This window comes from Claveliimonas bilis (assembly GCF_020892095.1).
Classification (GTDB): domain Bacteria; phylum Bacillota; class Clostridia; order Lachnospirales; family Lachnospiraceae; genus Claveliimonas; species Claveliimonas bilis.
Map to the genome: position 1 here is coordinate 3,011,260 of NZ_AP024845.1, position 11,840 is coordinate 3,023,099.

The window sequence follows — 11,840 nt, forward strand, 5'->3', positions numbered from 1 at the left end:
TAGTATACTGGAAAAAAGGCAAAAAGAAACCATGAAGTTACAACTGCAACTCCATGGCCCATATGCCTTATAATTCTAACTGCAACGACCTATGTTGCAACTAATTTTTCAATTGACCCTTAAGTGTAAGAGAATGATTCGGACATGAGAAAAAACGGGAAAGGAGATTCCTATGGAAATTCGTACACTTCGCTATTTTATGGCAATTGCCAGAGAGGAAAATATGACCCGGGCCGCAGAAATCCTTCACGTCACCCAGCCCACCCTTTCAAAACAGATGCAGGCCTTGGAAAATGAGCTGGGCAAAAAGTTGTTTCTTAGACACAGCTTTTCCATCGAACTGACAGAAGAGGGAATGCTGCTTAGAAAACGTGCCGAGGATCTCCTTTCTATGGCTGACAAGATCCTGGAAGAATTTTCAGCTATGGATGATATTGTCGGCGGGAATATTTATTTCGGCTGTGCTGAATCTTATCAGATCCGCCATCTGGCACGGGTGATCAAACGTTTCAAAGAACAGTATCCGGATTTTCACTATCACATCACCAGCGGCGACACAGAACAGGTCACAGAGAAACTGGACAAAGGCATTCTTGATTTTGCAGTTATTGTAGAGGAACCGGATTACGAAAAATATAATGTTCTGAAGATGCCCGGCGGCGACCGCTGGGGCGTCATTATGCCTTCTGACAGTCCTCTTGCACAGAAAGAACAGATTACTTTTGATGATCTGAAAGGTCTTCCCCTCTTTTGTTCGGAACAAAGCTGGAGGGCTGATCTTCCCAGATGGTGCCAGAACCGCATGGATGAACTACGCTTGGAAGGCTCCTTTCGCCTTTCCTATAATGGCTCTGTCTTCGCCCGGGAAGGTCTGGGCTATCTTCTTACCTTTGACCATCTGATCGATACAAGTGAAAAAAGCGGTCTTGTATTCCGACCGCTTTTTCCCGTACTGGAAACGCAAATGTATATTATCTGGAAGAAACAGCAGGTGTTTACTCCCATTGCAGAACGATTTATTGCAGAATTGCAAAATTTCTGCCTCCTGCCTTTTTAATATTACAATTTAAGATCCAGCGCTGTTTGTTCCAGATCTTTTTTCGCCTGCGCCTGCCTGTTTTGGAACTCTTCTTTCATTTGATTCAGGTTCTCCAGCGCATTTTCCAATTGTACTCGGGTTTGCTGGGCTTTTTCTTTCGCATTCTTGATCTTGCCGTAAACCATCCAATCTGTAAAAAGATTATCAAAGAAATAATCGGCAAAATACAGGAAATCTCCAACCTCCACTCTGATATCTCCTGATATCCCCTTTGAAACATCTGACAGTTCTGTCCGGAACCTGCGCAGCGCCAATTGGAGCGAATTGATTTTAGACTGTGCCGTATTCAGATGGCTGTATTTTATAACATCAGCTATTAAATCACCGCCCGCCATATCTACAATCCCCCAGTTCTGCGCTCCGCCAAGTTCATCCAATACCTCCCGTGCTATCTGAAGTGCCCTCTCCCCGGCACTTATGGCTTCGTCGATTTCTTTTTCCTGTGTTTCAAAAAATGTCAGATTCCTTTCCAGCTGCAGGATTTTCTCTGCCTCCGGAGTCTCCGATGACTTGATCGCTTCCATTTTTTCTGCCAGCGCCGTTTCATATTCTGTATCACAGTTTTCTAGTTCCAGGAGCCGGCTTTGATAACGTGCAATATCCTCATTTACTGACTGCAGGGAAGCTTTTGCCGCCTCCCATTTTATAGCCGCCGCACGGGCTTCTTCTTCCTCTTTCGTCAGCTTTTCTTCCAGCTTCCCGGATACCCTGTAAAAGAACGCGGTAAGACTTCCCTTGTTAAGGCGTTCTACATCTTCCTGCTCCTCGTTCATTGACTTTTCCAAATCTTTTGATTTTTTCTCCAGTTCTTCTTTCTGTATCTGAAGATCGGAAAGCATTGCCTCTATTCCTTTCTTCTCCAGCGTCTCCTGATGAAGCCGGTGAAGATCCTCGTCATAATAACTTGCCATATTTCTCCTCCTCATAAAGCTAAAGCAATCTTTTTTAAGACTCTGACTACTTTTCTCTTACAATAATGAATGACTATATTATATCACCCTGCCTTCTTCCTGTCATTCTTTTTCAATGCTTCCAATCTTTCTGAAAGCCGCAACTGAAACAGACTTTTTCTGTTATGTTCAGTTGGTAGAAATACAGGATAGATCCAGTATAATAAGAGAAAAGGAGGTATGAAATACATGAAAAAACAATCCAATTTGATTTCTCTGAATTTATCGGCACTTCGTCAATACCACAAGTATTCTCAGGAAGAAGTGGCGGAAAAAATCGGTGTATCACGGCAGGCTGTCGCGAAATGGGAATCCGGAGAAACCGTACCTGATATCCTTAACTGCGATGCTCTGGCAAAGCTTTATAATGTCTCTATAGACGATCTCATCCATTTTGACCAGGGAGAAGCCAAAATCCCAATTCCACCGCGCGGGAAACATCTTTTTGGAACTGTCAAGGTTGGCGAACGAGGACAGATCGTCCTTCCCAAAAAGGCAAGGGATATTTTTCACATAGAACCAGGCAACCTTTTGATCGTACTGGGAGATGAAACTGCGGAAAGCGCCGGAATTGCGCTGATCCCGGAAGATACAGTTCTTCACCAAATGACCTTTTTACAAACTCTCCTCAATGCCAGCGAAAAGGAGGAAGAACAATGACGGATCTGCTGAAAATAGAACATTTAAGCAAACATTATCCCGGATTTAGTCTTCAGGATGTATCTTTTACGCTTAAACCAGGTCGGATCATGGGGCTTGTGGGGAAAAACGGGGCCGGGAAAAGTACGATTTTAAAATCTATGCTGAACATCGTAAAACCGGATCAGGGAACGGTCACTATGTTCGGGAAGGATTTTTTTCAGAATGAGAAAGCATGTAAACAAAACATTGGTGTAGTGTTCGGCGGTATTGACTTTTACCCTTTGAAAAAGCTGTCCGCTATTACTGCTGTCACCAGAACTTTTTACCCGGAATGGGATCAGCAAAAATACGAGAACTACCTTCGGCAGTTCTCTCTGGACGAAAACAAAATATTCAAATCACTTTCTAACGGGATGAAGGTAAAATATTTACTGGCCCTTGCCCTTTCCCATAATGCCCGACTCTATCTGCTTGATGAACCCACCTCCGGTCTGGATCCTGTATCCAGGGATGAAATTCTCCACATCTTTACCCACATTGTAAAAGACAAGGAGAAATCTGTCCTATTCTCTACCCATATCACATCAGACCTGGATCACTGTGCGGATGATATCACTTATATACAAAGAGGACAGGTTTTAAAAAGTTCAGACAAAGAAACTTTTCTCCGTTCTTTTGACTATCTGAAGTCTCCGGAAGACACCGGAGAACTTACGCTGGAGGAAATTATGCTGCGAACAGAAAGGAGCGATCTATATGAAACTGCTTTATAAAGAATTAACTCTTGCCGCCCATCCTACTTCTATTGTATTTGCTTTTCTGGGATGTCTGGTTATTGTGCCGGCCTATCCATATACCGTCATCTTTATGTTTGGATGTCTGGCTCTTTATCTGACCTTACTCTATGCAAGGGAAACAAATGATACCTGGTATACATCCATTCTGCCTGTCACAAAGCGAGAAAACGTAAAAGGAAAATTTCTGCTGGCCGTCTCTTTGCAAATCTTCCAACTTCTCATCTCCATCCCCTGTCTTTTTCTCCGGCACATTCTGGGAGTTGGAAATAATCCGGTAGGAATAGACGCAACCGTAGCCTGGTATGGATTTGGTCTTATTATTTATGCTGTTTTTGATCTGATATTTTTCCCGGCCTATTATAAAAATGGGTATAAAGCCGGAAAAGCTTTCATAGTTGCAGCCATTCCCATGCTGCTTTTAATGATAATTGCTGAAGGATCTGTTCACTTCCCGGTCTTTTCCTATCTGGACAGCAGCATTCCCCGTGACCTTTTCAGACAGATACCTTTCCTATTGCTTGGTATCTTATGTTACATCACTTTTCTTATATTTTCCTATCGTATCTCTGTCTGCAGATTTGAAAAAGTCGACTTATAAAAGCCGACTTTTTGTGCTTTCCATTTTTCAAATTCTCCAACCGGATGATCTATACTCTACACGCCTAAAATCCATAAAAAGAACAGAGTAACGACCGCTCCGATGACTCCTGCCCCGACAGTATAAACAATTGTCTGGTATGGTCTCTTTCCTTCTTCTCTTGCCTTTTCGATTTCAGTAAGGCTTTTTCCTTCCCAGAAAGCCACAATTTCTTTATATGTCTGAATATCCAGTTCTTTTTTCTTTTTTTCTACGAGAATGGAAAAATAAATTCCCAGACACGCGATCACGATCCAGATTCCAGCCCCTACATAGGACAGGAAGTGCACCAGCGGAACCGGAGTAATGATTGTTGCCAGCAGGAATATACTGAATATACCGCTTAAATTTTTGAAATTCTTCTGTTCTTCTTCTACAATTTGTTTTTTCATCATTGCGACATCTCCTTTGATTAATTGATCTAAAGAGACGTTAAATGCTTCACTTAGCAAAACAAGACTATTAACATCCGGATAACTTTTATCATTCTCCCAATTTGAGATTGTCTGCCTTGAAACGTATATTTTTTCTGCCAGTGCATCTTGAGATAATGACCTTTCATTTCGATATTTTTTAATCTGTTTTCCCAGTTCCATTTTTCTGTCTCCTTGTAGCTCAAATTTAAATCAAAGGGAAAAGATCTGTCTATCAAACCTCTTTGACACCCTGCATTTCCCGGGTTTTTACCATTGTCAAATGTATTTGACAAGAGTATTTTGACGAACTCTGTAAATAAGTTCTATAATCCTGTTGTTGGTTTGCGTATCTATGAGATATTATTTTATTTCTTGTCTCTGTACTTTTGGGTACCTGCCACAGCAATGATAAACAAGATCAGCACCATGCCGCTGACGGGCAGGAAAACTCCTTTTACAAAATACAGCACCGCACATATAACCAAAAGAACGAGCATGATAACCGATAAGGTATTAAAAAATCGTTTCATTTATTTTCCCCCTTTTAAAAAGATCTCGATAACTCCGGCTGCTTCTTCGGCGTTTGAGGCTATGGCAGGATGCCCGCCATGTGGAAACATATAAACAGATGCCTCCGGAATAGAAGCCGCCATTTCTTTATACTCCTGTTCTAAATTTCCCCGGCACATCTCGTCTTCCCTGCTCCCTAAAAGCAAGACAGGAACTTTCAGCTCTTCCAATGGTTTCCGAAACAAAGGAGTCTTTTCCTTTGCGCACTGAAGCAGCGCCTCTGTATCAAGATCGACTACTTTTTCCCAGTCCGCTCCCTGGCACCATTCATAGAACTGTCTGGCCTGAAGATCTGCTTTTGCTCCTTCTCTTTCTTTCAAAAGATTATCTGCAAAATGTTCATTGAGTGTCCGGCCGTCAAAACTGTCCGCTACAATTCTGTCAAATAAATCCGGACGCTCTAACGCCGCATTCATGGCCGCCCATGCCCCTCCGCTGGTTCCTGCCAGACTGACGCCGCGCAAATGTAAATGTTCCACAAGTGCAATGGTCTGCATTGCTTCATCAAACCACATATCCGGTGAAAATTTTTCTATTCTGTCAGACTTCCCATTCCCCAGAAAATCAATCAATATGCACCGAAATTTTTCTGAATATAATGGCATAAGAAGCTCAAACATTTTGGAAGAAGCGGTATTTCCATGTAGAAAAATAAGAGGTGTTCCCTGACCGTATTCTCCATAATAAACAGATTTTCCGCGATATTCAAAATATGCCATTTACCTGCCTCCTTTCATATTTACATTTTCCCTTTCCTCCTCCAGTTGACAGGAATCTGCAGCCCAGCATATACTATCATTAGTATATAAGATCCGGAGGTATTTGACAATGTTATGTATTGCAATCGCTCCATGCAAAGTCTGAGGACGTTGCATGGAGAGGCAGCGCAGTCATAATGCTTAAAAAGCAAAATTGCTGCGCGTATGGTCTGAAACGACCTGTCCTCAGACTTTGCTTTTTGATGTCCATATTTCTCTCACAAAATATTTGAAAATAAAACATCAAAGGAGCAAAGTATAACAATGAAAAATTTAATAACAGATTTAAAAACATTTCTAATTTTGTGGAGTACACAGTCACTGTCTCAGCTCGGCAGTTCCATGACAGGTTTTGCGTTGACTCTGTGGTTGTATCAGAAGACAGGATCCGCACTCCAAACAGCTCTTCTGTCCATTTGTTCCTATGCCCCCTATGTTGCTACAAGTATCTTTGCCGGTGCTTTCAGCGACCGTTGGAACAAGAAAAAAATTATGTTGGCATGTGATACTTTTGCCGCCTGCTGTAGTGTAATAGTTCTCTTTCTCCTGAAAGCAGAACTTCTTCAACCGGTTCACATGTATCTCTTAAATGCCATCAGCGGTCTGATGAATTCAGTACAGCAGCCAGCCAGCGATGTGGCAATGACAATAATTATACCGGACAAATATTATCAAAAGGCAAGCGGACTGAAATCTCTTTCCAATTCCCTGATTACAATTTTTAATCCTGTGCTTGCCACAGCCGTATTCTCCCTTCTGGGAATGGAGGCAGTAATTTCTATTGATCTGACTACTTTTGCAATTGCCTTTCTGGCACTTCTTTTTAAGGTAAATATTCCTTCCGGTCAAGAAAGAGATTTCGCCAAGAAAGAATCTTTTATAGAAACTGTCAGGTCAGGTCTTAGCTATTTAAACAATAACCGGCTCATTCTTACATTGATACTGTTTCTTGCAGGAATCAATTTTGTTGCATCCGCTTTTGATGCAGTTCTTCCAGCTTTGATTCTTCCTAAAGCAAACGGCGGCGAGGCCATTCTTGGAATCGTCAGTTCCTGTGCCGGAATCGCAACTTTAGTCGGAAGTCTGGCAACTGTACTTCTCCCCGCTCCAAAGAACCGCATCCGGGTAATCTACCTTACGATGCTGTTTTCTCTTGGGACAGAGAATTTCCTTTTGTCATTTTCTGATTCGCCGATTTTATGGTGTCTTGGGCAACTGATTGGATGGTTTTTCGTTCCTGTAATGAATGCGAATCTTGATGTTATCCTAAGGACATCCATTCCTCTGGAAATGCAGGGACGGGTTTATTCCTGCAGAAACACTCTGCAGTTTTTTACCATTCCTATAGGGCTGTTTGTAGGAGGCGGCATGGTAGATAAGGTGTGTGAGCCTCTGATGCGTTCTGTCGCTGTCGGTAGTTTGGCCGCCCGTCTGTTTGGAACAGGCAAAGGATCCGGTGCAGCGTTTATGCTCTTCCTTCTGGGAATTACTGGCGTTATCATATGTTTGATATTTGGGCGTATTCTTCAAAATTATACATATACAGATTATCCTGAAAATTAAATCGAGCAAAGAGAAAGGGACAGAAACTCCTGCTTCCTCGAAATAATATGCTATAATAAACCAAAATAAATTATCAAAAAATGAATGGATTCTGTTCTTCCAGTCGTATTATAAGTGAAACAGGTAAGATATATCTTAAATAAATGAGGTAGGAGGAATTAAGAATGAAGCGGAAAATGAACAGAACAGTCGTGGGTATTTTAACGGCAGCAGCTGTGCTGACACTTGGAACGGCAAGCACATTTGCGGCTGGAGCGGAATATGGAAAGAATCCTGTAAATACTGGTGGTGACGGCGTTTGCCGCTATATAGGAAACGCCTGCCGCTATATTGACGCAGATAATGATGGAATTTGCGACAACAGCGACAAAAATCAGCTTTGCCGTGAAAAATGTAATGAAAATTTTGTTGACGCCGATGGAGATGGAATCTGTGACAACTATGGCGCAAAACATGGAAGAGGATTTCGCGGCTGTCATAACAAATAGCAGGGGATAATTCAATGCGGAGTGAGCAAGAGGTAACCAGAGCTATCGAACAGTACTCTGATATGGTTCGGCGGCTTTGTATGATACATTTGAAAAATTATGCTGATACCGAGGATATATTTCAGACGGTATTTTTAAAATATGTCCTCAGTTCGGCTGCCTTTGAAAATGAAGAACACGAGAAAGCATGGTTCATTCGTGTTGCAATCAATGCGTGTAAAGATCTGCTCAGAAATTTTTTTCACAGTCATGTCACATCACTGGATGAAATTTGGGAACATTCCACAGAAATGCAGGAGGATCACAGAGAAGTTTTGGAGGCCGTATTATCACTTCCGCAAAAATACAGAGAGGTTGTATATTTACATTACTATGAGGGCTGCACTGCTCCGGAAATCAGTCAGATTCTGGGGAAAAAGGTAAATACGATTTATACGCTCCTGACCCGTTCCAGGCAAATGCTTCGAGAAAAGCTGGGAGGTGAGGAATATGAATGATAAAATCCGGCAAGCCTTTGATCAGGTACAGGCAGAAAACGAATTAAAAGACAAAACAAAAGATTTTATCTTCCAAAAGACAAAAGGATACAAACAGGAAAAGACTGCTAATTTCAAATACCTGGCATCGGCTTTTGCGTGCGTCGCCTTCCTTCTGATCGGCGGGTACTGGCTCTATTTTACTCCTACAGTGCAGATCAGCATAGACATCAATCCCTCTGTGGAATTAGGCGTAAACCGCTTCAACCGCATCATTTCTTTTGAAAGTTACAATGATGACGGGAAGGAATTAACGGACTCTCTCGATATAAAATTTATGGATTATTCGGAAGCGGTAAACAAGATCATAGACAGTGAAGAAATACTGACATTATTGGAAAATAACGAAGTTATGACGATTGCCGTTGTCGGAACAGACAACTTACAATCCGAAGAGGTCCTTTCCGATATGCAGTCCTGTACAGCTGGAAGAGACAATACCTATTGTTATTATACTCATTCGGAAGAAGTGGAAAAAGCGCATGAAAGCGGTCTTTCCTATGGAAAATACAAAGCATTTTTAGAGCTGCAAAAGCTTGATCCCACAATTACCGTTGAAGAAATTCAGAGCATGACAATGCGCGAGATCAGAGAGCGGATCAGCCAATTATCGGGCAATGTAGACGATAATGGAGAAAATAGCAGAAAGAATACCGGGACGGGCCGTGAGAATCATTCCGGAAACGGCAGCAGGCACCGCGGCGCAAAGGGACGGAACACACAGTAAGTTCCGTCCCTTTGGGGAGTGGAATGACGAATCATTCTCCAAAATACTCTCTGATCTTTTCCATCCTCTCCACTTGGCTAACATGGAACGGACAACGGGAATCACAGTGTCCACATTGTATACAGTCTTTCGCCTTTTTATTAAGACTTGCATAATGGTATTTAGCCAGATCATCTCCGGTAAGTGCCAGATCATAATATTTATTAATAAGCCCCACATCCAGTCCGGCAGGACATGGCTGGCAGTGATTGCAATACACACATGAGCCTTCTGCTTCCTGCGGCGCAAATGTTCCCAAAATCGAGTAATCCTTTTCTTTGGGTGAAGCATCAGTAAATCCCAAGATACGTCTTAAATCCTGACAACTTCTCACTCCTGGCAGTACTGTAATAACGCCTGGTTTATTCAGCGCATACTGAATACACTGATACTCTGTCAAAGCTTTGCCAAATGGGGAAGTCTTTGCATTCAGCAGCTGTCCGCCGGCAAAAGCTTTCATAACTGAAATTCCAACTCCCTCACTCTCACAGCGACGGTAAAGATTTTGTCTTTCATTCACGCCTCCAATGGCATAATCGCCTTCTTTTTGATAATCATAGGCAGGATTGATACTGAACATCAGCATATCCAAAATTCCTGAATCTAACACCTCGTACACCACGCTGGGCGTATGGGAAGAAAGTCCGATAGTCTGTTTTCAGAGCATTAAGCTGCCAGTCAACAGAGCGCTTGATCAAAATAATTGATTCCTTTTTCCAGTGCCAGTGTCATTACCGCTTCAATTTCCTTATCACCGGCAGCGCCAATAGAACTGGTACCCAGTCCGATTACACTGATTTCTTCCTCTCCATGAGGCAGTTTTCGATAGTCCATTTCAAATTCCCTCCTATATATTATGTGGTGATTTAAATCAGTTTTTCGGCATCTTCCCTGCTGATACAGGGCACTTCTTCCGCCAATTTCACTGCAAAATCTTCCTCCAGCCCTGTATAGTGATTCATATATCCTTTCCGGTACAGCATCCGGATCAAAAGAAAAATTCCATAAAAATACTGTTAAATCTCTTTCCACGCAAACCAGGGATTTTTATCCGTGATTCTCATAATCCGTGATTCCGGCTCCGCTGTTAGGATAAACAGCTGAGTAAACACTGTCTGCCGCAAAAACACTTAACAGGATCACACATAAAATAATTGCCGCGCGGCGTGGAATTTTCTTGAAAATCTCATCAAAGAACGGCGCGATTATATATATAAATGCACATCCGCCCAAGCCGAAAACAATCAGCCCTTCTGCACATATCCTTCCATGCAGATTAAGAAAATATCCGGAATAGTTCCACCAGTACATGTGTTTTGTCTCCCAAAGAATAAATCCCGCAGTATATTCAACTATTCCGCAGACAACCATTGTCAAAAAGAACAAAATAAGCGGTTTATCTACAAAGCGCTTCAACAAGGCTACGATCAAAACGCCGCCGGCTCCATAAATCGGAAGCCATGGCCCGTGGAAAAATCCCCGGTTGACAAATACTCCATCCCCGAATAAGTGGAGCGAAACTTCCCAGAGCCATCCGATTACTGAAAAGGAAAAAAACATCAGAATCAATGAACAGACTGTATATTTTCTTCGGTAATTGATCCGGATCCAGGTTTTAGTCTCAGGATTATAAAGCGGGTACAATTCTACCGGATACTCTTCAGCATCAGATTCTTCAAACAAAAGCTTATCATTTAAATACTCCACTCCGCTGTATCCCTGTTCCAGCGCTTCTTGCCTGAGAGCAGCATAAACCTCCGCCCACACAGTCTCTGTGTATGGCTTGATCCATACATACCCCAGAATACCTAATGTGAAAGCACTCAGTATCCGCCACCCCAGAAAAGAAAAATCAAGCAGAAATCCCCGCATCTTATTCCCTTTCATCATCCTTTTTGACAATGCAAAGGCTTCCTTATGTCCGATATCCGGATTTTCTGCAAGAATGTAAGGAATCATTTTGTAAGAATATCTCTTGATGATTCCCCCGATGATCGTCAAGTCCCACAGAAAGATCAAAAAGGATCTCTCAAACATGGTGAAGGCGGTTGCCTTCCATCGTTTTACCCTCCACGGAAATGCCAGCCTTCCCATTTTACTTTGTCTGTATGTACGGTTTTCCAAAAGGAAACGACACTGCCCAACTGCAAGCACATTGCTGACCAGCGCAAGGAATAAGATCATCAGAAAAACGCCTGCAAGAATAATCATACCTTCTGTCGCTTTATCCTTAAAAATAAAGTCGTTCATTGCATTAATAAACCCATATAGTGCTGATTTTTCTTCTGTCATGCGATTATAGATATGTGCCAGCGCTCCCTTTTTTGGAGTATAGTGTTCTCCCAGAAATTCAAGCACCTGATTGTTCTGCGGGGCATCTGATTCTCTTATACTGAAATACCAGTCATTTACAATCTGCGCATTGCTTGGAAGGTCAAATCTGCCTCCTACGAAATACATCGCCGCATTGTCCACCTGATGCGTTACTTTCATACCACTTGCGATAAAGGCAACAAGAATACTGATTCCCAAAATTCTCCAATAATTTTTCTTCAGGTTTTTTTTCCCATTTTTCTTTAAGTTCTTTCGATTCCACATAGTTCCCCCTCAATTCTTAT

At 42.2% G+C, this 11,840-nt stretch carries 15 protein-coding genes and 1 pseudogene; 8 read left to right on the top strand and 8 right to left on the bottom strand.

The window, feature by feature from the left end; all coding sequences use genetic code 11:
- Nucleotides 1–172: 172 nt before the first annotated feature.
- Nucleotides 173–1,057 (top strand): LysR family transcriptional regulator, encoded by an 885-nt coding sequence (locus EUBC25_RS14625; protein WP_230106197.1) that lies wholly within the window; start codon nt 173–175, stop codon nt 1,055–1,057.
- A 2-nt stretch (nt 1,058–1,059) separates the two neighbouring features.
- On the opposite strand, the gene EUBC25_RS14630 is transcribed toward EUBC25_RS14625, so the two are convergent.
- Nucleotides 1,060–2,010, bottom strand: coding sequence for a hypothetical protein (locus EUBC25_RS14630; RefSeq protein ID WP_230106198.1), 951 nt, complete (start codon nt 2,008–2,010; stop codon nt 1,060–1,062).
- A 228-nt stretch (nt 2,011–2,238) separates the two neighbouring features.
- On the opposite strand from EUBC25_RS14630, the gene EUBC25_RS14635 reads away from it, so the two are divergent.
- From EUBC25_RS14635 to EUBC25_RS14645, 3 genes are read left to right on the top strand one after another with little or no spacing between them, the layout of a single operon-like run.
- A complete protein-coding gene (locus EUBC25_RS14635; RefSeq protein ID WP_255682344.1) occupies nt 2,239–2,709 on the top strand; it encodes a helix-turn-helix domain-containing protein in 471 nt (156 codons plus the stop codon).
- Nucleotides 2,706–3,464 (top strand): ABC transporter ATP-binding protein, encoded by a 759-nt coding sequence (locus EUBC25_RS14640; protein WP_230106200.1) that lies wholly within the window; start codon nt 2,706–2,708, stop codon nt 3,462–3,464. Before EUBC25_RS14635 ends, EUBC25_RS14640 begins: the two co-directional genes overlap by 4 nt.
- Nucleotides 3,448–4,086 (top strand): ABC-2 transporter permease, encoded by a 639-nt coding sequence (locus EUBC25_RS14645; protein ID WP_230106201.1) that lies wholly within the window; start codon nt 3,448–3,450, stop codon nt 4,084–4,086. The genes EUBC25_RS14640 and EUBC25_RS14645 overlap by 17 nt, the downstream gene beginning before the upstream one ends.
- A gap of 56 nt (nt 4,087–4,142) precedes the next feature.
- On the opposite strand, the gene EUBC25_RS14650 is transcribed toward EUBC25_RS14645, so the two are convergent.
- The 4 genes and pseudogenes from EUBC25_RS14650 to EUBC25_RS14660 all read right to left on the bottom strand — a co-directional run bounded on the left by EUBC25_RS14650 (nt 4,143) and on the right by EUBC25_RS14660 (nt 5,830).
- Complete coding sequence (locus EUBC25_RS14650) at nt 4,143–4,520, bottom strand: hypothetical protein (RefSeq protein ID WP_311135892.1); 378 nt, start codon at nt 4,518–4,520, stop codon at nt 4,143–4,145.
- 66 nt (nt 4,521–4,586) lie between these two features.
- Nucleotides 4,587–4,721 (bottom strand): annotated as a pseudogene (locus EUBC25_RS15060) (helix-turn-helix transcriptional regulator); the annotation flags it as partial.
- 185 nt (nt 4,722–4,906) lie between these two features.
- Nucleotides 4,907–5,071: a hypothetical protein gene (locus tag EUBC25_RS14655; protein ID WP_230106203.1), complete on the bottom strand. Its 165-nt coding sequence runs from the start codon at nt 5,069–5,071 to the stop codon at nt 4,907–4,909.
- Nucleotides 5,072–5,830, bottom strand: a complete 759-nt coding sequence (locus EUBC25_RS14660) for an alpha/beta fold hydrolase (RefSeq protein ID WP_230106204.1) — start codon at nt 5,828–5,830, stop codon at nt 5,072–5,074.
- Between the two features lie 303 nt (nt 5,831–6,133).
- On the opposite strand from EUBC25_RS14660, the gene EUBC25_RS14665 reads away from it, so the two are divergent.
- The 4 genes from EUBC25_RS14665 to EUBC25_RS14680 all read left to right on the top strand — a co-directional run bounded on the left by EUBC25_RS14665 (nt 6,134) and on the right by EUBC25_RS14680 (nt 9,183).
- Nucleotides 6,134–7,432: an MFS transporter gene (locus tag EUBC25_RS14665; protein WP_230106205.1), complete on the top strand. Its 1,299-nt coding sequence runs from the start codon at nt 6,134–6,136 to the stop codon at nt 7,430–7,432.
- A 164-nt stretch (nt 7,433–7,596) separates the two neighbouring features.
- Entirely contained in the window at nt 7,597–7,920 is a 324-nt protein-coding gene (locus tag EUBC25_RS14670) for a hypothetical protein (RefSeq protein ID WP_230106206.1), read from the top strand.
- Nucleotides 7,921–7,934: 14 nt separating this feature from the next.
- Nucleotides 7,935–8,417, top strand: coding sequence for an RNA polymerase sigma factor (locus EUBC25_RS14675; protein ID WP_230106207.1), 483 nt, complete (start codon nt 7,935–7,937; stop codon nt 8,415–8,417).
- Nucleotides 8,410–9,183 (top strand): anti-sigma-I factor RsgI family protein, encoded by a 774-nt coding sequence (locus EUBC25_RS14680; RefSeq protein ID WP_230106208.1) that lies wholly within the window; start codon nt 8,410–8,412, stop codon nt 9,181–9,183. Before EUBC25_RS14675 ends, EUBC25_RS14680 begins: the two co-directional genes overlap by 8 nt.
- Before the next feature lie 31 nt (nt 9,184–9,214).
- Here the strand turns inward: EUBC25_RS14680 and EUBC25_RS14685 are convergent, their stop codons facing one another.
- From EUBC25_RS14685 to EUBC25_RS14695, 3 genes are all read right to left on the bottom strand, one after another.
- Nucleotides 9,215–9,808, bottom strand: coding sequence for a 4Fe-4S dicluster domain-containing protein (locus EUBC25_RS14685; RefSeq protein WP_230106209.1), 594 nt, complete (start codon nt 9,806–9,808; stop codon nt 9,215–9,217).
- Nucleotides 9,809–9,900: 92 nt separating this feature from the next.
- The gene (locus EUBC25_RS14690; RefSeq protein WP_230106210.1) at nt 9,901–10,056 is read right to left on the bottom strand and encodes a hypothetical protein; all 156 of its coding nucleotides are present in this window, start codon (nt 10,054–10,056) and stop codon (nt 9,901–9,903) included.
- A gap of 213 nt (nt 10,057–10,269) precedes the next feature.
- On the bottom strand, nt 10,270–11,820 hold the full coding sequence (locus EUBC25_RS14695; protein ID WP_230106211.1) for a DUF975 family protein: 1,551 nt from the start codon (nt 11,818–11,820) through the stop codon (nt 10,270–10,272).
- Between the last annotated feature and the right edge of the window lie 20 nt (nt 11,821–11,840).

Bases quoted from the DNA above. Each gene is read 5' to 3' on its own strand.
- EUBC25_RS14625 (WP_230106197.1), top strand. From the start codon at position 173: ATGGAAATTCGTACACTTCGCTATTTTATGGCAATTGCCAGAGAGGAA.
- EUBC25_RS14630 (WP_230106198.1), bottom strand. From the start codon at position 2,010: ATGGCAAGTTATTATGACGAGGATCTTCACCGGCTTCATCAGGAGACG.
- EUBC25_RS14635 (WP_255682344.1), top strand. From the start codon at position 2,239: ATGAAAAAACAATCCAATTTGATTTCTCTGAATTTATCGGCACTTCGT.
- EUBC25_RS14640 (WP_230106200.1), top strand. From the start codon at position 2,706: ATGACGGATCTGCTGAAAATAGAACATTTAAGCAAACATTATCCCGGA.
- EUBC25_RS14645 (WP_230106201.1), top strand. From the start codon at position 3,448: ATGAAACTGCTTTATAAAGAATTAACTCTTGCCGCCCATCCTACTTCT.
- EUBC25_RS14650 (WP_311135892.1), bottom strand. From the start codon at position 4,520: ATGATGAAAAAACAAATTGTAGAAGAAGAACAGAAGAATTTCAAAAAT.
- EUBC25_RS14655 (WP_230106203.1), bottom strand. From the start codon at position 5,071: ATGAAACGATTTTTTAATACCTTATCGGTTATCATGCTCGTTCTTTTG.
- EUBC25_RS14660 (WP_230106204.1), bottom strand. From the start codon at position 5,830: ATGGCATATTTTGAATATCGCGGAAAATCTGTTTATTATGGAGAATAC.
- EUBC25_RS14665 (WP_230106205.1), top strand. From the start codon at position 6,134: ATGAAAAATTTAATAACAGATTTAAAAACATTTCTAATTTTGTGGAGT.
- EUBC25_RS14670 (WP_230106206.1), top strand. From the start codon at position 7,597: ATGAAGCGGAAAATGAACAGAACAGTCGTGGGTATTTTAACGGCAGCA.
- EUBC25_RS14675 (WP_230106207.1), top strand. From the start codon at position 7,935: ATGCGGAGTGAGCAAGAGGTAACCAGAGCTATCGAACAGTACTCTGAT.
- EUBC25_RS14680 (WP_230106208.1), top strand. From the start codon at position 8,410: ATGAATGATAAAATCCGGCAAGCCTTTGATCAGGTACAGGCAGAAAAC.
- EUBC25_RS14685 (WP_230106209.1), bottom strand. From the start codon at position 9,808: ATGCTGATGTTCAGTATCAATCCTGCCTATGATTATCAAAAAGAAGGC.
- EUBC25_RS14690 (WP_230106210.1), bottom strand. From the start codon at position 10,056: ATGGACTATCGAAAACTGCCTCATGGAGAGGAAGAAATCAGTGTAATC.
- EUBC25_RS14695 (WP_230106211.1), bottom strand. From the start codon at position 11,820: ATGTGGAATCGAAAGAACTTAAAGAAAAATGGGAAAAAAAACCTGAAG.